Annotated in this window: 20 protein-coding genes and 1 tRNA gene; 10 read left to right on the top strand and 11 right to left on the bottom strand. The window is 70.3% G+C overall.

Going from position 1 to position 19226, the window contains the following annotated elements; genetic code table 11:
• Positions 1-69: 69 nt before the first annotated feature.
• Together AC0IWM_RS07685 and AC0IWM_RS07680 are read left to right on the top strand one after the other, a co-directional pair.
• Complete coding sequence (locus tag AC0IWM_RS07685) at positions 70-3516, top strand: hypothetical protein (RefSeq protein WP_471753960.1); 3447 nt, start codon at positions 70-72, stop codon at positions 3514-3516.
• A 441-nt stretch (positions 3517-3957) separates the two neighbouring features.
• A complete protein-coding gene (locus AC0IWM_RS07680) occupies positions 3958-4269 on the top strand; it encodes a GGDEF domain-containing protein (RefSeq protein ID WP_471753958.1) in 312 nt (103 codons plus the stop codon).
• Between the two features lie 7 nt (positions 4270-4276).
• Here AC0IWM_RS07680 and AC0IWM_RS07675 read toward each other — a convergent pair whose 3' ends face one another.
• Complete coding sequence (locus AC0IWM_RS07675; RefSeq protein ID WP_471753956.1) at positions 4277-5149, bottom strand: aldo/keto reductase family oxidoreductase; 873 nt, start codon at positions 5147-5149, stop codon at positions 4277-4279.
• A gap of 97 nt (positions 5150-5246) precedes the next feature.
• Here AC0IWM_RS07675 and AC0IWM_RS07670 point away from each other — a divergent pair, with 97 nt between their 5' ends.
• From AC0IWM_RS07670 to AC0IWM_RS07660, 3 genes are all read left to right on the top strand, one after another.
• A complete protein-coding gene (locus AC0IWM_RS07670; RefSeq protein WP_471753954.1) occupies positions 5247-6197 on the top strand; it encodes a LysR family transcriptional regulator in 951 nt (316 codons plus the stop codon).
• A gap of 434 nt (positions 6198-6631) precedes the next feature.
• On the top strand, positions 6632-6874 hold the full coding sequence (locus AC0IWM_RS07665) for a hypothetical protein (RefSeq protein ID WP_471753952.1): 243 nt from the start codon (positions 6632-6634) through the stop codon (positions 6872-6874).
• 10 nt (positions 6875-6884) lie between these two features.
• On the top strand, positions 6885-7085 hold the full coding sequence (locus tag AC0IWM_RS07660) for a hypothetical protein (protein ID WP_471753950.1): 201 nt from the start codon (positions 6885-6887) through the stop codon (positions 7083-7085).
• A gap of 289 nt (positions 7086-7374) precedes the next feature.
• On the opposite strand, the gene AC0IWM_RS07655 is transcribed toward AC0IWM_RS07660, so the two are convergent.
• Together AC0IWM_RS07655 and tyrS are read right to left on the bottom strand one after the other, a co-directional pair.
• Positions 7375-7575 (bottom strand): hypothetical protein, encoded by a 201-nt coding sequence (locus tag AC0IWM_RS07655; protein WP_471753948.1) that lies wholly within the window; start codon positions 7573-7575, stop codon positions 7375-7377.
• A 365-nt stretch (positions 7576-7940) separates the two neighbouring features.
• Complete coding sequence (gene tyrS, locus AC0IWM_RS07650; protein ID WP_471753946.1) at positions 7941-9245, bottom strand: tyrosine--tRNA ligase; 1305 nt, start codon at positions 9243-9245, stop codon at positions 7941-7943.
• 135 nt (positions 9246-9380) lie between these two features.
• On the opposite strand from tyrS, the gene AC0IWM_RS07645 reads away from it, so the two are divergent.
• The 3 genes from AC0IWM_RS07645 (at position 9381) to ribB (ending at position 12846) form a co-directional block, all read left to right on the top strand.
• Positions 9381-10520, top strand: a complete 1140-nt coding sequence (locus AC0IWM_RS07645; RefSeq protein WP_471753944.1) for an anhydro-N-acetylmuramic acid kinase — start codon at positions 9381-9383, stop codon at positions 10518-10520.
• Between the two features lie 94 nt (positions 10521-10614).
• Complete coding sequence (gene aroC, locus AC0IWM_RS07640) at positions 10615-11718, top strand: chorismate synthase (RefSeq protein WP_056475099.1); 1104 nt, start codon at positions 10615-10617, stop codon at positions 11716-11718.
• Positions 11719-11769: 51 nt separating this feature from the next.
• Positions 11770-12846, top strand: coding sequence for a 3,4-dihydroxy-2-butanone-4-phosphate synthase (gene ribB / locus AC0IWM_RS07635; RefSeq protein ID WP_056475095.1), 1077 nt, complete (start codon positions 11770-11772; stop codon positions 12844-12846).
• 97 nt (positions 12847-12943) lie between these two features.
• On the opposite strand, the gene AC0IWM_RS07630 is transcribed toward ribB, so the two are convergent.
• On the bottom strand, positions 12944-13123 hold the full coding sequence (locus AC0IWM_RS07630; RefSeq protein ID WP_471753942.1) for a hypothetical protein: 180 nt from the start codon (positions 13121-13123) through the stop codon (positions 12944-12946).
• A 301-nt stretch (positions 13124-13424) separates the two neighbouring features.
• Between AC0IWM_RS07630 and AC0IWM_RS07625 the strand changes: the two genes are divergently transcribed.
• A complete protein-coding gene (locus AC0IWM_RS07625) occupies positions 13425-14558 on the top strand; it encodes an FAD-dependent monooxygenase (protein WP_471753940.1) in 1134 nt (377 codons plus the stop codon).
• Between the two features lie 121 nt (positions 14559-14679).
• Here the strand turns inward: AC0IWM_RS07625 and AC0IWM_RS07620 are convergent.
• Together AC0IWM_RS07620 and AC0IWM_RS07615 are read right to left on the bottom strand one after the other, a co-directional pair.
• Positions 14680-14764, bottom strand: a tRNA-Leu gene (locus AC0IWM_RS07620).
• Between the two features lie 135 nt (positions 14765-14899).
• Positions 14900-15205 (bottom strand): FliM/FliN family flagellar motor switch protein, encoded by a 306-nt coding sequence (locus tag AC0IWM_RS07615; protein WP_056475087.1) that lies wholly within the window; start codon positions 15203-15205, stop codon positions 14900-14902.
• An 80-nt stretch (positions 15206-15285) separates the two neighbouring features.
• Here AC0IWM_RS07615 and lipB point away from each other — a divergent pair, with 80 nt between their 5' ends.
• Complete coding sequence (gene lipB, locus AC0IWM_RS07610) at positions 15286-16011, top strand: lipoyl(octanoyl) transferase LipB (RefSeq protein WP_471753938.1); 726 nt, start codon at positions 15286-15288, stop codon at positions 16009-16011.
• A gap of 54 nt (positions 16012-16065) precedes the next feature.
• Here the strand turns inward: lipB and AC0IWM_RS07605 are convergent, their stop codons facing one another.
• The 5 genes from AC0IWM_RS07605 to AC0IWM_RS07585 all read right to left on the bottom strand — a co-directional run bounded on the left by AC0IWM_RS07605 (position 16066) and on the right by AC0IWM_RS07585 (position 19192).
• The gene (locus AC0IWM_RS07605) at positions 16066-16749 is read right to left on the bottom strand and encodes a type 1 glutamine amidotransferase domain-containing protein (protein WP_471753936.1); all 684 of its coding nucleotides are present in this window, start codon (positions 16747-16749) and stop codon (positions 16066-16068) included.
• A 102-nt stretch (positions 16750-16851) separates the two neighbouring features.
• On the bottom strand, positions 16852-17100 hold the full coding sequence (locus AC0IWM_RS07600; RefSeq protein ID WP_471753934.1) for a hypothetical protein: 249 nt from the start codon (positions 17098-17100) through the stop codon (positions 16852-16854).
• 88 nt (positions 17101-17188) lie between these two features.
• Positions 17189-17791 (bottom strand): TetR/AcrR family transcriptional regulator, encoded by a 603-nt coding sequence (locus AC0IWM_RS07595; RefSeq protein ID WP_471753932.1) that lies wholly within the window; start codon positions 17789-17791, stop codon positions 17189-17191.
• A gap of 136 nt (positions 17792-17927) precedes the next feature.
• Entirely contained in the window at positions 17928-18815 is an 888-nt protein-coding gene (locus tag AC0IWM_RS07590; RefSeq protein WP_471753931.1) for a cation diffusion facilitator family transporter, read from the bottom strand.
• Between the two features lie 119 nt (positions 18816-18934).
• On the bottom strand, positions 18935-19192 hold the full coding sequence (locus AC0IWM_RS07585) for a hypothetical protein (RefSeq protein WP_471753930.1): 258 nt from the start codon (positions 19190-19192) through the stop codon (positions 18935-18937).
• Positions 19193-19226 lie beyond the last annotated feature (34 nt).

Genomic DNA, 19226 nt, shown 5'->3' with positions numbered 1-19226 from the left:
AAGCTGAAACCCGTAGGACAGCCGCTCGATAGCCCGAGGGGACGTTCCGATCCAGCGGCACAAGGATTGATGGACCAGGAAACGGCCAAAGGTTTGCGACCCGCGCGGCCCGCCGCCCGGCGGCGGCCGCTGCTCTGGATCGTGGCCGCCCTGGTGATCGGCCTGGTGATCGCCGTCGGCGGGCTGATCGGGCGCCTCGCCATGGGTCCGCTGCGGATCGACGGCATGTCGGAGCGGGTGGCCTCGGCCATCGCCGGCAGCATCGGTCCCGGCTGGCGGGTCAACCTCAGCGACAGCGCCCTGGAGATCGACCCCGAGAATTCCCTCGCCCTGCGGGTGGCCGGTCTCGACGTCCGCAACCCGGAGGGCGCCCTCGTGGTCCGGGCGCCCCTGGCGGTGGTCAGCCTCGACACCTGGAGCCTGCTGCGCCTCGCGGTTCAGCCCCGCGCCATCGAGTTCCGCGACCTGCAGATGACCGCCCTGGTCCATCGCAACGGCAGCATCGCCTTCGCGGCCTCCGACAGCAGCCAGGCGGGAACGGTGGTGCCCCACACCCTGCCGAGCGTCGATGCCGCCGCCGGGCACGTCTCGCCGATCTCCGCCGGCGTCGCCTCGATCTTCGGCGTGGTGCTGGATTCCGCCGGCGTCATCGGCGCCCTCGACCGGGCGCGGATCACGAACGGGCGCCTGACGCTGATCGACGACGATGCCCGCCAGCGCGCCGTCTTCGAGCACGTCAACGGCCTGTTCCGGCGGGATGCCGGGCGCGACGCCCGGGTCTTCGAGCTGCGCATCGACGGACCGCACGGGGAGTGGCGCTTCGGCGGCGACCTGCACGAGGCCGGCGGCACCAGGCGCACCGGCATCATCACCCTCGACGACCTGCCGATCAACGACCTCCTCCTCCTGTCCGGCCAGTCGAAGCTGCCGGTGGAGACCGACCTCAAGCTCTCGGCCAAGGCCGACGTGGCCATCGATGCCGGGCGCATCGAGACGATGACGGCCGAGATCCGCACCGGCGGCGGCAGCGTTCTCATCGAGGAGAAGGACTTCAACCCGGTCACCATCGACAGCCTCGCGGCCGCGGTGCGCTGGGACGAGGCCGGCCGGGCGATGAAGCTCGAGGCCCTCGACTATCGCGGGGCCGGCAACGCGGTGCATCTCACCGGCGCCTGGACCGCCGCACCGCCGGGCGCCGAGTCCGCCTGGACCCTCGAACTGTCGGGCAAGGATGCGGTCCTGCGCGGGGCCAATGCCGGCGACAAGCCCGTGACCCTGGACACGATCTCGACCCACCTCACCGGCAAGGCCGGGGGCGTCGTCATCGACGACTTCTCGGTCCGGGCCGGTGCGGCGAGCGGCCGGATCACCGGAACCATCGGGACCGCCGCCGACGATGACGGGCTGACCCTGCACATCGTGGCCGCCGACACCGAAGGGCGCATGGCCCTTCGCCTCTGGCCGGAACACGTGGCGCCGCCCGCGCGCAACTACCTCGTCGACAATTTGCGCGGCGGCCGGGTGAACGCCGTCGACATCACCGTGGACATGAGCGGCCCGGAACTCGCCGCCGCCACCCGCGGCGAGCCGATGCCCGACAACGCCGTCCATATCGACTTCGCGGTCTCCGACGCGAGCCTGACCGTCTCGGCCGACGCCCCGCCGCTGACGCGCGGGCGCGTCAGCGGCACCATCACGGGCCTGACGACGACGATCCGCAACGTCACCGCCGACCTGCGCATGCAGGACAATCGCACCCTGTCGATCTCCGACGGCTCCTTCGTCATCCCGAAGATCACGCCCGACACGGTTGTGGCGCAGATCGGCCTGCGCCTCGGCGGCGGCGCGGACGCGCTGGTCTCCCTGCTGCAGACGAAGATGTTCAAGAGCCTGACCGGGGTCGATCTTGACCCGGCCACCGTCAAGGGCAGCGCCGACCTGCGGATCGATTTCCCGCTCAACCTCAAGCACATCCCCGACCTGCCGGACCTGCCGGTCACGATGACGGGGACGCTGGCCGACATCGGCGTCGACAAGGCCTTCGGCAAGGAGCGCCTGGATGCCGGCCGCTTCTCAGTCTCCTACGACCGGGGTGCTTTCGCGCTGAAGGGCGACGGACGGGTGCTGGGTTCGGCGCTCACCGTCGACCTGCGCCAGCCGAAGGCCGGCGCGCCCGGCGAGATCAACGTCGCCCTCGCCCTCGACGAAGGGTTGCGCGCCCGCAAGGGCCTGCCGGTGGCGCCGCTCCTGTCCGGTACGATTCCGGTGCGGATCAACGTGCCGATCGGGCGCCCCACATCCGGCAAGCCGCCGATCCGGGTCGAGGCCGACCTCGCCCGGGCCGGCAGCGACGGATTGCTGCCGGGCTTCACCAAGGCGGTCGGCAAGCCCGGCCGGGCCAGCTTCACGATGCAGGAGACCGCCGGCGGCGGCCTGGAGCTGCGCGACCTCGCCGTCGAAGCCGCGCCCCTGCTGGCGCGGGGCAGCGCCACGCTGAACGGCGAGGGCGGTTTCGAGCGGGCCGACCTGTCGAGCTTCAAGCTCTCGCCCGGCGACGACATGCGCCTGCAGGCCGAGCGCAACGGCAACGGCTACCGCATCGGCGTGAAGGGCGCCGTGGCCGATGCGCGCCCCTTCCTGCGCAACCTCGCCGGCTCCGACGCCAAGGGCGGCCGCGATGCCGCCCCGAAGGACATCGACGCCGATCTCAGCCTCGGCATTCTTACGGGCTTCAACGGCGAATCCCTCACGAACGCGACCGTCAAGGTCGCCCTGCGCGGGCGCGACATCCGCAGCGGGCGCATCCAGGGCAAGTTCACCAGCGCGCCGTTCTCCGCGCAGATCACCCACAGCGACCGGGGCGGCTCGGGCATCGCCATCGAGACCCTCGATGCCGGCTCGACCCTGCGCTTCGCGGACATCTACAAGCGCATGTACGGCGGCAAGCTGATCATGACGAGCGCCCTGAACGACGGACCGCAGCCGGGCTCGGTCCAGATCCGCAACTTCGTCCTGCGCAACGAGCCCGCCCTGTCGAGCATCATGGCCCAGGGGCCGGCCACCAGCGAGGTTACGGACGCGCGCGGCCGGAAATACGTTGTCCAGAATGCCGGCAACGACGTGGAATTCGACCGCCTGCGGGCGATCTTCACCCGCACCGGCAGCCGCATCGACATCAGCGACGCGGCGATCTCGAACCCCGCCATGGGCTTCACGATGACGGGCTTCCTCGACACCGCCAAGGAACGCACCGACATCAACGGGACCTTCGTGCCCCTCTACGGCCTGAACAACGTCGTCTCCCAGCTGCCGATCCTCGGCCAGCTCCTCGGCGGCGGCCGGAACGAGGGCCTGTTCGCCCTGAACTTCCGCGTCTCGGGCCGCCTCGCCAAACCCGACGTCAGCGTGAACCCGCTCTCGGCCCTCGCGCCCGGCATCCTGCGCAAGCTGTTCAGCGCGGGCGGCGGCAATGACGGGCTCGCGGCCGGCACCCCGATGAACGAGATCGAGCGCTGAGGGCGATCGGCCCCGCCCGACCCGGTCAGCGTGTTTGCAACCGGACCGGGTTAAACGTCCGTCATACGAACGACGGAATGCTGCGTCGACCCTCGATATCGCCACCCTGCTCCTCGCCGCATTGGCGCTCGACGTCGGCATCGCCCTCTATGCCTGGGCGCTCTGGCTCGGCTGCCGCCCCGTCCGGATCCATCTCTGGGTCGCCGCCTCGGCCACCAGCGCGACGATCGGGTGCCTGCTCTACATGCTGCGTCAGGCGGCGCCCGACTGGGTGGCGATCTGGCTCGCCGAGGTCTGCTTAATCCAGACCTTCGCCTTCCTGTGGGCGGCGATCCGCCTGGTGCATCGCCGGTCGCAGCGGCCGAGCGTGGTCTGGTCCGCTTCGCATTCCTATTGCGCCGGGCGACAGCCGGCGAGCCCACCGGCAACGGTCGCGGTCCGGTGCTCGCCCGTTTCGGAGGCGAGGAGTTCGTCTGCCTGGTCCCGGGCGGCGACGAGGCGGACGGCGCCCGCCTCGGGGAAACGATCCGGCGGATGGTCGAGACCGATCCCTCCACGCTGGAGCGACCGGCCATGACGGTGAGCATCGGCTTTGCCGCCGGGCCGATCCGGGCGCGCACGCTGGACGACCTGCTCCAGGCGGCCGATGCCGCGCTCCACCGGGCCGAGCACGCCGGGCGCAACCGCGTCGCGGGCGAGACGTTCGACGGGGAGCCGGCCAATTCGGACGGCCTCCGAGTCCGGTGCGCCTGAACGCGTCTCAGCCCACGCCCGCGATCCCGTCGAGGTCGGCGCGCGCGTCCTCGGGCAGTGTCAGGCCGGCGGCGGCCATGTTCTCGCGCAGGTGCTCGGGCGAGGACGTGCCGGGGATCAGAAGGATGTTGGGCGACCGGGCGAGGAGCCAGGCCAGCGCGACCTGCATCGGCGTCGCGCCGAGGCGCGCGGCCACCTCCGACAACGTCGTCGATTGCAGCGGGCTGAAGCCGCCCAGGGGAAAGAACGGCACGTAGGCGATGCCGGCCGCGGCGAGGTCGTCGACCAGGGCGTCGTCGGCCCGGTGCGCGAGGTTGTAGGCGTTCTGCACGCAGGCGATCGGCACGATCGCGCGTCCCTCGGCGACCTGCCGCGGGGTGACGTTGCTGAGCCCGACATGGCGGACGAGCCCTTGGCGCCGGAGGTTCGCCAGGACCCTCAGGGGCTCCGCGATGGAGCCCTCGGCGGGACCGTGCACATCGAGCATGATGCGCAGGTTGACGATTTCGAGGGCCTCCACACCGAGATTCCGCAGGTTGTCGTGGACCGCCTCCGTCAGCGCCGCGGCGGAGAAGGCCGGGTTCCAGGAAGCGTCCGCGCCGCGGCGCGCGCCGATCTTGGTGACGATGACGAGGTCCGCCGGATAGGGGTGCAGCGCCTCGCGGATGATCTGGTTCGTGACGTGCGGCCCGTAGAAGTCGCTGGTGTCAATGTGGTTGACGCCGCCGGCGACTGCCTCGCGCAGGACGGCGACCGCCCGGGCGCGATCCTTCGGCGGCCCGAAGACGTGGGGCCCGGCGAGCTGCATGGCGCCGTAGCCGAGCCGGCTCACCGTGCGGTCGCCCAGCGCGTAGGTGCCGGCCTTGTCGAGGTTCGTCATCGGGTGTCTCCGGAATGGGTCACCCACAGCTAGGCCCTGCGACAGGCCGCGATAATCCGGTACAGTCCGCACGGGTCGTGCGAACGGGCGAACAGCGATGACGGATCTGAGCGACCTCGCGGCCTTCGTCGCCGTGGCGGAGGCCGGCGGGTTTCGCGACGGCGCCCGTGCCAGCGGTTCGAGCGCCTCCGGACTGAGCGAGGCGGTGCGCCGGCTGGAGAGCCGCCTCGGCGTCCGGCTCTTCAACCGCACGACGCGCAGCACCATCCCGACCGAGGCCGGGCTGCGCCTGCTGGAGCGCCTGAAGCCGGCCCTCGGTGAGGTCGCGGCGGCCGTCGACGTCGTCAACGGGTTCCGCGATCGTCCGGCCGGAACCCTCAGGCTCAACGTGCCGGTGAGTGCGGCCCGGCTCGTCCTGCCGCGGATCGTGCCGCCCTTCCTGGCGGCCTATCCGGACATCCGCCTGGAGGTGATCGCCGATGACAGCTTCGTCGACGTGCTGGCGGCGGGCTGCGATGCCGGCATCCGCTACGACGAGCGGCTGGAGCAGGACATGGTCGCGGTGCCGATCGGCCCGCGCGAGCAGCGCTTCGCCACGGTCGCCGCGCCCGCCTATCTCGACCGGCGGGGCCGCCCGGAACATCCGCGCGATCTTCTCGACCATGCCTGCATCGGTGGCCGCTTCGCCAGCGGCGCGATGACGGCCTGGGAATTCGAGCGCGACGGCGAGACCGTCCGGGTCGACCCGTCGGGGCCGCTGATCGTGCGCGTGGGGGCCGCCACCGACCTCGCGGTCGAGGCGGCCGTCGCCGGAATCGGCATCCTCACCCTGTTCGAGGACTGGCTCCGGCCGCACCTCGACAGCGGCGCGCTGGAAGCCGTTCTCGAACCCTGGTGGCCACGCTTCTCCGGGCCGTTCCTATACTATCCCGGGCGGCGCTACCTGCCGGCACCGCTCCGGGCCTTCGTCGATTTCATCGGGCGGCAGCGGCGCATGGGGCCTTCGCAGGCGGATCCTTCCCGGCAGGCGCCGGGCACGACTCCGTAGGGAGCGCACTCCGACGTCCGAGAGGTCGAAACAGCGCTATGGCAAGAGCTATGGCAAGAGCGGATAGCGGTGAACGATCGTCTGCGAGATTCCATCGCGGATCTCGGCCGAGGTCGGTCGAATGCCCGCTCGCGGCTCGTCGATCAGCTTTTTCGCGTGGGATTTCGCCGACTCCAAGTCGCCGGTCCAAGCCTTCGAGCCAAGAGCCGAGGCTTCGTGGCGGAGAATAATACGCAACATGCGTCGCCTTTTTCTGAATAACGACCAGTATGCACGTGTTTTCGCTGTCTCCTACAAATAAAAACGTCGCTGCATTCATTTTTATAGGATTGCCAGAATCTTGCGCCGAGCGCATCACTGACAGCGCATCTTGCGCATCGGCGACGGACAATTCGCGCGATGGTGCCCCTAGATCTGTCTTTGGAGGACCGCCGATGGACGTCGTACTCACGCCGGTGCTTTCGGATGTCGATGCCTGGTCGCTGAAGGACCGACTGGGTCGCGACCTCGGAACGATCTGGAGAAGCGCTGCGGGGGATACCGTCAGCATCCGACCGGAGCCGGGGACGATCCTCGCGGCGGTCAAGGTCCGGCACCCGAGCCTCGATGAGGCCATGACGGCCATCGCCAAGCTGACGAACGGCGCCTGCAATCTCGATAGCCAGCAATGGGATTAGGTCGTCCGGGATGACAGACTTCCTCGAAGCGGCGCTCGACGTGGCGGTCGCGACGGCCGCTTTGGCGATGGGGGCAAGGATGGTCTGGGCTCGGCCCGGCCGTCAGGCGAAGACGCTTCTTCAGACGACGTCTCCCGCGCTGCACGTCTGTGCAGCGGCGATCGTCTTCATCATCGGGACATGCATCGGCGCGCCCTGGAACCCGCACTGATCGCGATGGGCGATCCGAACCGGCGCCGCTCCTCGGCCCTCGGGCCAAGCAAAAATCGATCGGCGATCGCGCGTCTCGATCCGGCAGGCGGATCACCCGTACGGCGCTGTGTCCCGTCCAAGGCGATCGAGGACGATCAGGTCGCGGACCGACCACACAGGACCGGCGCGAGCGGTCCGGGGACCTCGTCTGGACCATGGCCGAGCCCCTAAGGGACCTCGGCAGCCTCACGCGCGCCCGTGGTCCGTCGCGTTCCCTTCGGCGAGGGTCCGTCGCTGGCGGGCTTCGATCAGCAGGCCACTGCGACGGTGTCCTCCCGCGCGGCGAGCTTGTCCAACGCGATGATGGCTGCCAAGGCCCGGCCCAGACGATTGAGCGTCTCGTCGTTCTCGATGAGGGGAAACGCCATTTCCAAAGCACGCGTGGCACCGACGACCGCCGCCTGTGCTGCCGATGATCGATGCCGATGGACGAGTTCTTGAATTGTCATAGAGCATCCTGACCCAAGGATCAGTATGCGCTCCGATTTCTGGATTACCTACACTTATTGTCGATGGGTCCGGGTGCCGTCGTCTGCGGAGTCATGCGCGTCAGCTCGAGTCGACAGCCTGACCCCGGCGTCGATCCGCGAGCGGATCGGGTATCGTTCAGCGAGGTGGTGCGTACGCGAGGGCCGCGTACGTTCGAGGCGTGCGGGGACCGAATTGGGGGGGCGCCCGTCGACGACAGCGGCCAGCGAGTGGGGAACCGGAGGAACGCCCAATGGTCCGTCATCCCGCATCCGCTGGTCCCGATCGGCCCGGGAGATCTCCCGGGCTTCTCAGCTCCGAAAGCGGATTTCGCGCGAATCCCGTTTCAACCGACCCGGACGAGCACGTGCTTCTTGCGGCCGAACGAGAGCTTGATCACGCCATCCACGGTGAGGTCGGCCGTCCGCAGCACCGCGCGCTCGTCCGTCACCGGCACGTCGTTGACGCGCAGGCCGCCGCTCTTGATCTGGCGGCGTCCCTCGCTCGTGGAGGGCAGGAGCTTGGCGTAGTCCGGTCCGAAGGCCGAGAGCACGCCGAGGCCGGCCTCCAGCAGGTCGGGCGAGACGGTGATGCTCGGCAGGTCCTGCGCCACGGTTCCCTCGACGAAGGTCTTCCGGGCGGTCTCGGCGGCGGCGTCCGCCACCTCGCGGCCATGCATCAGGGCGGTGGCCTCGGTCGCCAGAACCTTCTTGGCCTCGTTGATGCCGGCGCCCGGCAGGCTTTCGAGACGGGCGATCTCGTCCATCGGCAGCAGGGTGAACAGCTTGAGGAAGCGGCCGACATCGGCGTCCTCGCTGTTGCGCCAGAACTGCCAGTAATCGTACGGGCTCAGCATTCCGGCATCGAGCCAGACCGCACCGGCGGCGGTCTTGCCCATCTTGGCGCCCGAGGCGGTGGTGAGGAGCGGGCAAGTCAGTCCGTAGAGCTGCGGCGTGCCCATGCGGCGGCCGAGATCGATGCCGTTGACGATGTTGCCCCACTGGTCCGAGCCGCCCATCTGCAGCACGCAGCCGTAGCGCCGGTTCAGTTCGACGAAATCGTAGGATTGCAGGATCATGTAGTTGAACTCGAGGAACGAGAGTTCCTGGTCGCGCTCCAGGCGCATGCGCACGCTGTCCATCGACATCATGCGGTTGACCGAGAAGTGGCGCCCGATGTCGCGCAGCATCTCGATGTAGTTCAGCTTCGTCAGCCACTCGGCGTTGTCGACCATGGTCGCGGCGTTGCCGCCGCCCTCGAACGTGAGGAAGCGCGCGAACGTCTTCTGGATGCCGGCCTTGTTCTCCTCGATCTGCTCGAGGGTGAGGATCTTGCGGCTCTCGTCGCGGCCCGACGGGTCGCCCACGCGGGTGGTGCCGCCGCCCATCAGGGTGATGGGCGTGCCGCCGGTCGCCTGCAGCCAGTGCAGCATCATGATCGAGAGGAGGTGGCCGACATGCAGGGAGGCGGCCGTGCAATCGTACCCGACATAGGCCGTCAGCCGGCTCTCCCGCGCGGCCGCGTCGATGCCGGCGAGGTCCGAGCCCTGGTGGATGTAGCCGCGCTCGGTCAGCACCTTCAGGAAGTCGGATTGCGGCACAAAGGCGTCGACGGGCTTGGCGGGGGCAACCTGGGTGGCGTCGGGGGACATGCGAGGTTCCGGTCTGCTGGATCGCGGCGCGGGACAGGGCCGAAGGCCGCGTGATAGCACCGCACGGGATGTTTGGCCGGCTCTTAGCAGGGCTGCGGACGGAAGGCACGGGCATCGAGGCCCGGGGAGGGCACCATGACGATGATGCGCGCGATCGGATTGATGAGCGGCACCTCCCTCGACGGCGTCGACGTCGCCCTGATCGAGACCGACGGCGAGACGGTGCGCGTGGTCCAGAGCCACAACGGCTACCTCGAACCCCTGGGGCCGACGGGCTACCGCGGCTACACCGAGGAGGACCGGGCCCTGCTGCGCCAGGCGCTGGTCGATTCGGAAGGGGTCACCGCCCGCGAGGACCGGCCGGGCTGCCTCGCCGAGGCCGAGGCCTTCGTCACCGCCGCCCATGCCGAGGCGGTGGAGAGCTTTCTCGCCGCCAACGGCCTCGCGCCGTCCGATATCGACGTGATCGGATTCCACGGCCAGACCGTGGTGCACCGGCCGGACCAGCGCATGAGCGTGCAGATCGGCGACGGCGCGGCCCTGAGCCGTCGCCTCGGGATCGCGGTGGTGTCGGACCTGCGCCACGCCGACGTGGTGGCGGGCGGGCAGGGGGCGCCCCTGGTGCCGGTGTTCCACCAGGCGCTGGCCCGGGCCTCCGGCTTCGAGGGCGCGCTCGGCATCCTCAACATCGGCGGCGTCGCCAATGCCACCATCCTGTCCTCGAACGGCGACGTCATCGCCTTCGACACGGGACCCGGCAACGCGCTGATCGACGACTGGATGCGCGAGCGCACCGGACGCCCCCTCGACGACGGCGGCCGCACCGCCGCCCGCGGGCGCCCCGACGAGCCGCTGCTCGCCTGGCTGCTCATCCACCCGTTCTTCGCCCGGCGCCCGCCGAAATCGCTGGACCGGAACTGGTTCTCCCACAAGCTCGCGGGCCAGCTCTCCACCGAGGACGGCGCAGCGACGCTGACCGCCTTCACCGCCCGGGCGGTGGCCCGCGCCCTCGACCACGCCCCGGAGATCCCGGCGCGCTGGATCGTGGCCGGCGGCGGCGCCCGCAACGGCGAGCTCGTCCGCCTGCTGAACTACCACCTGCGCGCCGAGATCACGACGGCGGATGCCATCGGCTGGTCCTCGGCCTACCTGGAGGCCCAGGCCTTCGCGCATCTCGCGGTGCGCTCGCTCAAAGGCCTGCCGATCACCTTCCCGTCGACCACCGGCGTGCGCGAGCCGACGACGGGCGGCGTGCTGGCGCGGCCCGGCGCCTGAGGCGCGGCGCGTGTCCTGGCGCACGGTCGCTCCCGGACCGGTGCATGGCCGCCCGCTGGCCCTCGGACCAAACCCGCGCTAGAGCGGGGGCGCCATGTCGCACAATACGTTCGGACACCTGTTTCGCGTCACCACCTTCGGCGAGAGCCACGGGGTCGCCCTCGGCTGCGTCGTCGACGGCTGCCCGCCCGGCCTGCCCCTCTCGGCCGAGGACATCCAGGCGGAGCTCGACCGGCGCAAGCCGGGCCAGTCACGCTTCACCACCCAGCGGCGCGAGCCCGACCAGGTCCGCATCCTCTCGGGCGTCTTCGCCGACGACCGCACCGGCGGCGTCCAGCTGACCACCGGCACCCCGATCGCCCTGGAGATCGAGAACACCGACCAGCGCTCGAAGGATTATTCCGAGATCCGCGACAGCTACCGGCCGGGACACGCCGACTACGCCTACGACGCCAAGTACGGCATCCGGGACTACCGCGGCGGCGGCCGCTCCTCGGCCCGCGAGACCGCCGCACGGGTGGCGGCCGGCGCGGTCGCGCGCAAGGTCCTGCCGGCCGGTTTGGTCATCCGCGCCGCCCTGGTCCAGATGGGCCCGCACGCCATCGACCGCTCCCGCTGGGACTGGGAGGCGGTGAACGCCAACCCGTTCTTCTGCCCGGACCCCGAGACGGCGCGCTTCTACGAGGACTACCTCGACGGCATCCGCAAGGACGGCTCCTCGGTGGGTGCGGTGATCGAGGTCGTGGCCGAAGGGGTGCCTCCCGGCCTCGGCGCGCCGATCTACGGCAAGCTCGATGCGGACCTCGCCGCCGCGATGATGTCGATCAACGCCGTGAAGGGCGTCGAGATCGGCGACGGCTTCGCCTCCGCCGCCCTCCGGGGCGAGGAGAACGCCGACGAGATGCGCTCGGGCAATGCCGGCGCACCGACCTTCCTCGCCAATCATGCGGGCGGCGTCCTCGGCGGCATCTCCACCGGCCAGCCGGTGGTCTGCCGCTTCGCCGTGAAGCCGACCTCGTCGATCCTGACCCCGCGCATGAGCGTGACGCGGGACAACCGCGACGTCGACCTCGTCACCAAGGGCCGCCACGACCCCTGCGTCGGCATCCGCGCCGTGCCGGTGGCCGAGGCCATGATGGCGTGCGTCCTCGCCGATCATTATCTGCGCCATCGGGGACAGGTCGGCGCGCGGGCCTGACCCCGCCCGCGCCCGCCATCGTCCGATCCGCGAAACGCCAAGAGACAGCCCGTGCCCCACACCCACGTCACGCAAGCCATCGAGGCCTATGCCCGCGGCGAGATCGTCGTCGTCACCGATGACGACGACCGCGAGAACGAGGGCGACCTCGTCGTCGCGGCCTCTCTCTGCACGCCGGAGAAGATGGCCTTCATCATCCGCAACACCTGCGGCATCGTCTGCGCGCCCCTGACCCGGGCCGAGGCCCGGCGCCTGCGCCTCGACCCGATGGTGGCCTCGAACGACGCGCCTTTGGGCACCGCCTTCACGGTGACGGTGGACGTCAAGCACGGTCTGACCACCGGAATCTCGGCCGAGCAGCGCTGCAACACGGTGCGGGCGCTGGCCAACGGCAACATGGGCGAGGACGACTTCGTCCGCCCCGGGCACGTCTTCCCGCTCATCGCCAAGGACGGCGGCGTGCTCATGCGCTCCGGACACACCGAGGCGGCCGTCGACCTGTGCAAGCTCGCGGGCCTGCCGCCGGTGGGCGTGATCTGCGAGCTCGCCAACGACGACGGCACCGTGATGAAGGGGCCGCAGATCACGGCCTTCTCCGAGAAGCACGACCTGAAGCGCGTCTCGGTGGCGGACCTCATCGCCTACCGTCAGGCGCGCGAGACCCTGGTCGAGCGGGTCTCCAGCTTCCCGGTCAAGACCGAGTTCGGCGAGATGACGGGCTACGCCTACACCACGCCCTTCGAGACCGTGCAGCAATTCGCCTTCGTCCACGGCCGCATCGGCGACGGCACGAACGTGCTGGTGCGCCTGCACCGCTCCAACGTGGTGGCCGACGTGATCGAGGGGGGGCGCCAGATCGAGGCGGTGATGCGGCGGTTCGCGCAGGAAGGCCGCGGCGTCCTGGTCTACCTGCGCGACGGCACGGCCGGGGTGCCGCTCAATCCGATCGCCGAGGAGGGCTCGGAAGCCCAGCGCGTCGCGCAGTGGCGCGAGGTCGGCCTCGGGGCGCAGATTCTGCGCGACCTCGGGATCTCGTCGATCCGCAACCTCGCGACGTCCTCGCGGGCCTATGTCGGCCTGTCCGGCTTCGGCATCGAGTTTCTCGGCGACGAGCGGCTCGAAGGCTGAGGCGCCGCTCGATGCCGGGGCGACGGTGACGCGCGACGTCGGACGGCCGGCGAGGTTCGAAGCCTCCCGGCCGCTCAGGCCTCGTGATTCGCGACCCTCAGGCCTTGGGACCGCTCGACCAGGACAGGCGGCGTGGCTGCGGTCGGGGGCGCTCGTGCACGGTGTCGCGACGCGTCAGGATCTCGCGCACCGCCAGGATGGTGAAGCGGTACCAGATGTAGGCGTTTCGCCGGATTCGCCGGGCGCCCGTCGCATCCACGTCGTCGATCAACCGCATCCCGTTTCCCTCACCGCTCGACGAGCTTCCGCGTAAGTCCTACGTAGAAACGCCCGGGATGGAACCCACTTTCGTTCACCATGAAGCCGAGACGCGCGTGCGGAGCATCCCGCACCCGGCGCCGCACGCCTCGGGTCATAGCAAGCGCCGGGCCGAAGACGGCCGCGCTCTAGGAAGGTCCGCCACCGCATCCGGTTCCCTGCCCTCAGCAACATTGTGACTGAGCCGACCGTGACGCGGTCGTGGCACCCGCACCGTCGCCGTGATCCAGGACGGCGGCCGACATATCTCGGGAGACATCATGGCGGTTGACGCGACGAACCAGGTTCTCATCGCCGGCGGCGGCATCGCCGGGCTGGCGATGGCGCGGGCGCTGCACCGGCGCGGCGTACCCGCGCTGATCCTGGAGCGGCGGGTGGACGTCGCGGAAGCCGGCCTCGCCATCAACCTGCCGGGCAATGCGGTGCAGGCCCTGGCGCAGCTCGGTCTGGCCGACGCGCTCGCGCAGGTCGGATCGCCCATCCGGCGCCGGGAGTACCGCACGGAACGCGGCCGTCTGCTGTTCGCCGTCGACGAGGAAGCGTTCTGGGGCGCGCGAGCGCATCCGCGCTGCGTGCGCCGCGGCGATCTCCTGCGCCTCCTGGCGGACGGACTGCCCGCGGACGCCGTGCGGCGGGGGCGTGCGGTCGCCGCCATCCGCCAGAGTGCCGGGGACGTGAGCGTGGAGCTCGCCGATGGGGCGGTCGAGCGGGGCGGCTGGCTCGTGGGCGCCGACGGCGTGCACTCGGCGGTCAGGCGATCGGTGTTCGGCGCGGCCGCGCCCCGCCCCGCCGTCCTGGGTCAGGCGAGCTGGCGCTTCATGGCACCGAATCCGGGGATCGACGCCTGGACGCTCTGGGCCGGCGCCGGCGGTCTCTTCCTGCTCATTCCCGTGGACCGCGACGAGGTCTACGGCTGGGTCTCGGTCGGTGGGGCAGGCGCCGCCGGCCGCGATCTCGCGGCGGTGCGCCGGGTGTTCGATCGGTTTCCCCAGCCCGTCCAGGACACCCTGGACCGGGTCCTGTTGCGTCCCGACGCGATCCACCACTCTCCGCTCGAGGAAGTTCGGGTCGCTCACTGGACCCAGGGGCGCGTCCTCCTGATGGGCGACGCCGCCCATGCCACCGCGCCGGTGTGGGCCAAGGGCGCGGCCTTGGCCCTCGAAGATGCGCTGGTGCTGGCCGGCCTACTGGCGGGGGGAGGGGACCGGGACGGCATCGGCTCGGCCTACGAGGCCCTGCGCCGGCCCCGGGTCGCCCATGTCCAGGCCATGACCGATCGCCTGTCGCGCACGGCGACGATGCCGGACTGGGCGAGGAACCTGCTGCTGCCGCTGATCGGTCCGCGCAGCTACCGCGCCACCTACGCAAAGCTTCGCGTGCCGGTCTCGGCCTGAGCGAACGCCGCATGGCGACGCGCGCTCCGACGCGGAGCGGTCTCGATCGAAATGTCGGGGACGTTCCAGAGGCCTGGTAGCGGCCTCGTCAGTTCCGAGGGGAACACCAACTCCGTTGAGTTGGTGCGGCCAAGAGGACTCGAACCTCCACCCCTTGCAGGACTAGCACCTCAAGCTAGCGCGTCTACCAATTCCGCCATGGCCGCATCGTCAACACACCGTTCGCGTCGGTCACCGGGCCCGGAGATGCTGTCTCACTCGGCTGCGGCGGCCGATCTCTCGGGGCGCGGCGCAGCCAATAACAGACGGATTTCCGTCCGACAAGCGTCGCGAGGGCGGGATCAGAGGAAATCGACGCCGCCTTCGAGGACCGGCACCGCGCCCTCGCCGATGGTCACGCCCGCGAGGCGCACCACCTCGGCCTTCCGGATCAGCTCCGTGATCTCCACGGAGATCCGGTTGCCGGTCACCACGATCTGGCCGCGGGCGATCGGGTGGTCGTTGGCGAGAATCTCGACCATATCGGACTCGGTGGATTCGAGTTCGATCACGGCACCGCGGCCCATGCGCAGCAGCATGTGCAGCGGCATGTGACTGCGTCCGAGCACCACCTTGAGATCGACCTTCAGGTCTTCGAAAACCGCCACGCGACCTGCCCCTCGTTCCGGGACGACGCGCGACGCGGCGCCCGCCCTTCCGTCCACCTTCCATGCGCGATGGTGAAGTCTTGGTAAACGAAACCATAACCGCGGCCCGGCTGGCGCTCCCGTCGGGGGACTTTCGAGCCGGGGCCAGCTCGGCGCCGGTCGCGTGGCTGATCAGCGACGCGCCCGTTCCCTACGCGGAGGCCGTGGCCGCCATGGAGGCGCGGGCCGAGGCCATCGCGGCGGGCCGGGCGCCGGAACTCGTCTGGCTCCTGGAGCATCCGCCGCTCTACACGGCCGGAACCTCGGCGCGGGCGGCCGACCTCGTCGAGCCGGAGCGCTTTCCCGTGCACCGGACGGGGCGCGGCGGGCAGTACACCTATCACGGGCCGGGACAGCGCGTGGCCTACGTGATGCTCGACCTCGACCGGCGGCGCCGCGACCTGCGCGCTTACGTGGCCGCCCTGGAAGCCTGGATCATCGCGACCCTGGAGGCCTTCAACGTCCGCGGCGAGCGGCGCGAGGACCGGGTCGGGGTCTGGGTCCGGCGGCCGGAACGGGGCGCCGGCGTCGAGGACAAGATCGCCGCCATCGGCATCCGCGTCCGGCGTTGGGTCAGCTTCCACGGCATCAGCCTCAACGTGGAGCCCGACCTGACGCACTTCTCCGGCATCGTGCCCTGCGGCATCGCTGGCCATGGCGTCACGAGCCTCGTCGACCTCGGCCACCTCGTCTCGATGGCCGAGGTCGACATGCAACTGCGCTCCGCCTTCGAGGAGATCTTCGGCGCGACGGTGTCGGTCGACTGACCCGCCCGGCCGCGCCGCTCCGGCCTCGTCGCCGCTGGTGCTTTCCCAGGCGCGTCAGGCGCTGGCGAGCATCGCGAGCAGGCGCTCGGCCGCAGGGCCGGACGATGCCGGGTTCTGCCCGGTGATCAGCAGACCGTCCGCGACCACGTACGGCTCCCAGTCGCCCGCCTTGGAGAAGGTGCCGCCGTTCCGCTTGAGCTCGTCCTCGACGAGGAAGGGAACGACCTCGGTCAGGCCGACCGCCTCCTCCTCGGTGTTGGTGAAGCCGGTGACGCCCTTGCCCGCGACGAGCGGCGCGCCGTCGGGCGTCTTCGCGTGGCGCAGCACGCCGGGGGCGTGGCAGACGAGGGTCACGGGCTTGCCGGCCTGGAGCGTGCTCTCGATCAGCCGCACCGAGGTCGGATCCTCGGCCAAGTCCCAGAGCGGACCATGGCCGCCGGGATAGAACACGGCATCGAAGCCGTCATGGGTCACGCCATCGAGCCGGACCGTGTCCGACAGGACCGCGTTGGCTTGGCCGTCGGCCTCGAAGCGGCGGGTCAGGTCCGTCTGGAAGCCGGGCTCGTTGCTCTTGGGGTCGAGGGGCGGCCGGCCGCCCTTGGGCGAGGCCAGGACGATTTCGGCGCCCGCATCCTTGAACACGTAATAGGGCGCGGCGAGTTCCTCGAGCCAGAAGCCGGTCTTCCGGCCGGTGTCACCGAGGGTGTCGTGCGAGGTCAGGACCATCAGGATCTTCATGAGTCTTCTCCGTCCGTGTAAAATTCGAATGCCGTGAAGGGTCGGGTCGATCGGCGGCCGCAGGACCTCCCCGATCGGTCGCGGTGTCGGTTCGCCCGCGCGTCAGTGCCGGGCGGACCACGCAGGGGCATCGGTGCGCTCCGCGATCGTCTCGCGCATCGGCCGGGCTTCGGATCGTTGCGACGAGGCGGCGGACCGGCGGTTCGCGTCCGGCCCGGCCATGCGGACGGCGCCGATCACCTCCAGGGTGATGCGCTCCTCGGCCGAGGCGGCCGAACCCCCGAACAGGGCGGCTCCGAGTTCGGCGAGCAGAAGGTAGGGCGCGACGGCGTGGGTGGGTTGGATACGCATTGGCTTCTCCTGGGTGGTGACAAATGAGTAGACCGGTCGTCTTAGGACCGAAGGGCCGAAACCCTGGTTTTCGTCCCGGCCCAAGCGATCAGGCCGGATGCGGGTCGAGGACCCGTCGGGTCGTGGCCATCGCGGCCTCGAACGGCGCGTCGGAGCGCTCGATCTTCGCCATGAGGCTCGCGCCGAGCCAGAGGTGATAGAGCGTCTCGGCAACGTCCCGGGCGCGGCCCTCGACCTGCAGAGACCCGTCCGCCGCCCCTGCCTCGATGGCTCGGGTCACCCGCTCGAGAATTCCCGCCGTCCCGGCCTTGAGGGCCAGGCGCATCGGCTCGGACAGGTCCGAGACCTCGGCGGCCAGCTTCACGGCAAGGCACTTGCGCTGATGATCGATACTGCCCTGGGTCGCCTGCCACTTGCGCCAGTAGGTCATCAGGCGCTCGGCATGGCTGAGACCCGGCTCCGCCAGGGTGGCGTCGATATCGGCGAGATAATCCGCGAAGTAATCCGCCAGCAACGCTTCGCCGAAGGCCTCCTTGGAGCCGAAGTAGTGGTAGAACGATCCCTTCGGGACCCGCGCGGCGGCCAGGATCTCGTTGAGACCGACGCCCGAAAACCCCTTCGCACCCACGATGCGGTGGGCCGTATCGAGGATGCCCTGCCGGACATCGGTGTTGCCGCTCGCCTGTGCCATGACGATGATCTAGCTCACATTAGACCGGTCGTCTAGTGGCAGGACGACATTTTCGCGCGCACGCCCTCTGGAGGCGAGACGGCCCGGCGGACGGGTGCCCGTCGGATCGGCCACGACCGGACCGACGCTTCGTCCGCTAGATCACCGGGACGCCCCGACCCTTGGCATGCTCGCCCGGCTCGACATGGATGACCACCACCGAGCCTTCGATGGCGGTCTCGATCGCCTCTTCGAGCCGATCGCAGATCGCGTGCGAATCCTGCACCGTCATCGTGCCCGGCACCACGAGGTGGAAGTCGATGAAGGTGGCCTGCCCCGCATGGCGGGTGCGGACGTCGTGGGCCTCCAGGGCGCCGGTGCTGTGCGTGGAGATGAGGTCGCGGATCTGCGCCACCATCTCGCTCGGCGCCGCCTTGTCCATCAGGCCGCTGACGGAATCGCGGACCATGCCCCAGCCGGACCACAGGATGTTGAGTGCGACCAGCCCGGCGATGAGCGGATCGAGGATCGCGTAGCCGGTGACCGCCACCAGGGCGACGCCGACGAGGACGCCGCCGGAGGTGACGACGTCGGCCATGACGTGGCGCGCATCCGCCACCAGGGCGGGCGAGCGCCAGGCCCGGCCCCGGCGCAGCAGGATCACGGCCCAGGCGCCGTTGATCGCCGTGGCCACGAGGTTGACGACGAGGCCGGTCACCGGCGCGTCGAGGGCCTTCGGATCGAGGAGGCCGTGGAAGGATTCCCGCAGGATCAGGATCGCCGCCACGATGATCAGCGCGCCCTCGATCACGGCGGAGAAGTACTCGGCCTTGTGGTGGCCGTAGGGGTGGTCGGCATCGGCCGGGCGCGCGGCGACCCGTAGGGCGACGAGGGCGAACACCGCCGCCACCACGTTGATGATGCTCTCCAGGGCGTCCGAGTACAGCGCGAGGCTGCCGGTGACCCAGTAGGCGGCGAACTTGAGCCCCATCACCAGGGTGCCGAGACCGGCGCTCAGGAGGGCGGCTTTCTGGGTGCGGTCCATCACGACGTCCGGTCTCGACCCGGACGGGGCGGTGCCGCCCGGTAGCGGGGCCATAGCGCCCGTGCCCACGCCAAGGCCACGGCAAAGGTTGAACCCGTCGCTGAACGATTGAGCCGGGGCTATGCCGTCTCCGGCCCATCCCCCGGATCGGAGGCATCCGCCGCCGGGGATCGGCGCCCCGCCTCGCGGGCGGCGAAGCGCGCGCCCTCCGCCCGGGCGCGCTCGGCCTTGCGCTGGAGGCTCCGTGCGCTCCAGTTCCAGCGCGCAGCGCCGGCCAGGGCCTCGAGGCGCTGCGCCTCGCGCTCCCAGTACGACACCAGCTGTCCATCCAGGGTGACGCGGCCCGGCCGCACCGGCCGGGTGATCCCGTCGCTCATGCCTCGCTCTCCTGCCTCGAACGCTCGCTGCACC

The sequence above is a fragment of the Methylobacterium sp. AC433 genome (assembly GCF_979253015.1).
This window is presented reverse-complemented; position numbering and strand designations above follow the sequence as displayed.

Excerpts from the sequence above, each read along its gene's own strand:
- AC0IWM_RS07685 (WP_471753960.1), top strand. The coding sequence starts at position 70 with ATGGACCAGGAAACGGCCAAAGGTTTGCGACCCGCGCGGCCCGCCGCC.
- AC0IWM_RS07675 (WP_471753956.1), bottom strand. The coding sequence starts at position 5,149 with ATGACGAACCTCGACAAGGCCGGCACCTACGCGCTGGGCGACCGCACG.
- AC0IWM_RS07670 (WP_471753954.1), top strand. The coding sequence starts at position 5,247 with ATGACGGATCTGAGCGACCTCGCGGCCTTCGTCGCCGTGGCGGAGGCC.
- AC0IWM_RS07665 (WP_471753952.1), top strand. The coding sequence starts at position 6,632 with ATGGACGTCGTACTCACGCCGGTGCTTTCGGATGTCGATGCCTGGTCG.
- AC0IWM_RS07660 (WP_471753950.1), top strand. The coding sequence starts at position 6,885 with ATGACAGACTTCCTCGAAGCGGCGCTCGACGTGGCGGTCGCGACGGCC.
- AC0IWM_RS07655 (WP_471753948.1), bottom strand. The coding sequence starts at position 7,575 with ATGACAATTCAAGAACTCGTCCATCGGCATCGATCATCGGCAGCACAG.
- tyrS (WP_471753946.1), bottom strand. The coding sequence starts at position 9,245 with ATGTCCCCCGACGCCACCCAGGTTGCCCCCGCCAAGCCCGTCGACGCC.
- AC0IWM_RS07645 (WP_471753944.1), top strand. The coding sequence starts at position 9,381 with ATGACGATGATGCGCGCGATCGGATTGATGAGCGGCACCTCCCTCGAC.
- aroC (WP_056475099.1), top strand. The coding sequence starts at position 10,615 with ATGTCGCACAATACGTTCGGACACCTGTTTCGCGTCACCACCTTCGGC.
- AC0IWM_RS07630 (WP_471753942.1), bottom strand. The coding sequence starts at position 13,123 with ATGCGGTTGATCGACGACGTGGATGCGACGGGCGCCCGGCGAATCCGG.
- AC0IWM_RS07625 (WP_471753940.1), top strand. The coding sequence starts at position 13,425 with ATGGCGGTTGACGCGACGAACCAGGTTCTCATCGCCGGCGGCGGCATC.
- AC0IWM_RS07605 (WP_471753936.1), bottom strand. The coding sequence starts at position 16,749 with ATGAAGATCCTGATGGTCCTGACCTCGCACGACACCCTCGGTGACACC.
- AC0IWM_RS07600 (WP_471753934.1), bottom strand. The coding sequence starts at position 17,100 with ATGCGTATCCAACCCACCCACGCCGTCGCGCCCTACCTTCTGCTCGCC.
- AC0IWM_RS07595 (WP_471753932.1), bottom strand. The coding sequence starts at position 17,791 with ATGGCACAGGCGAGCGGCAACACCGATGTCCGGCAGGGCATCCTCGAT.
- AC0IWM_RS07590 (WP_471753931.1), bottom strand. The coding sequence starts at position 18,815 with ATGGACCGCACCCAGAAAGCCGCCCTCCTGAGCGCCGGTCTCGGCACC.
- AC0IWM_RS07585 (WP_471753930.1), bottom strand. The coding sequence starts at position 19,192 with ATGAGCGACGGGATCACCCGGCCGGTGCGGCCGGGCCGCGTCACCCTG.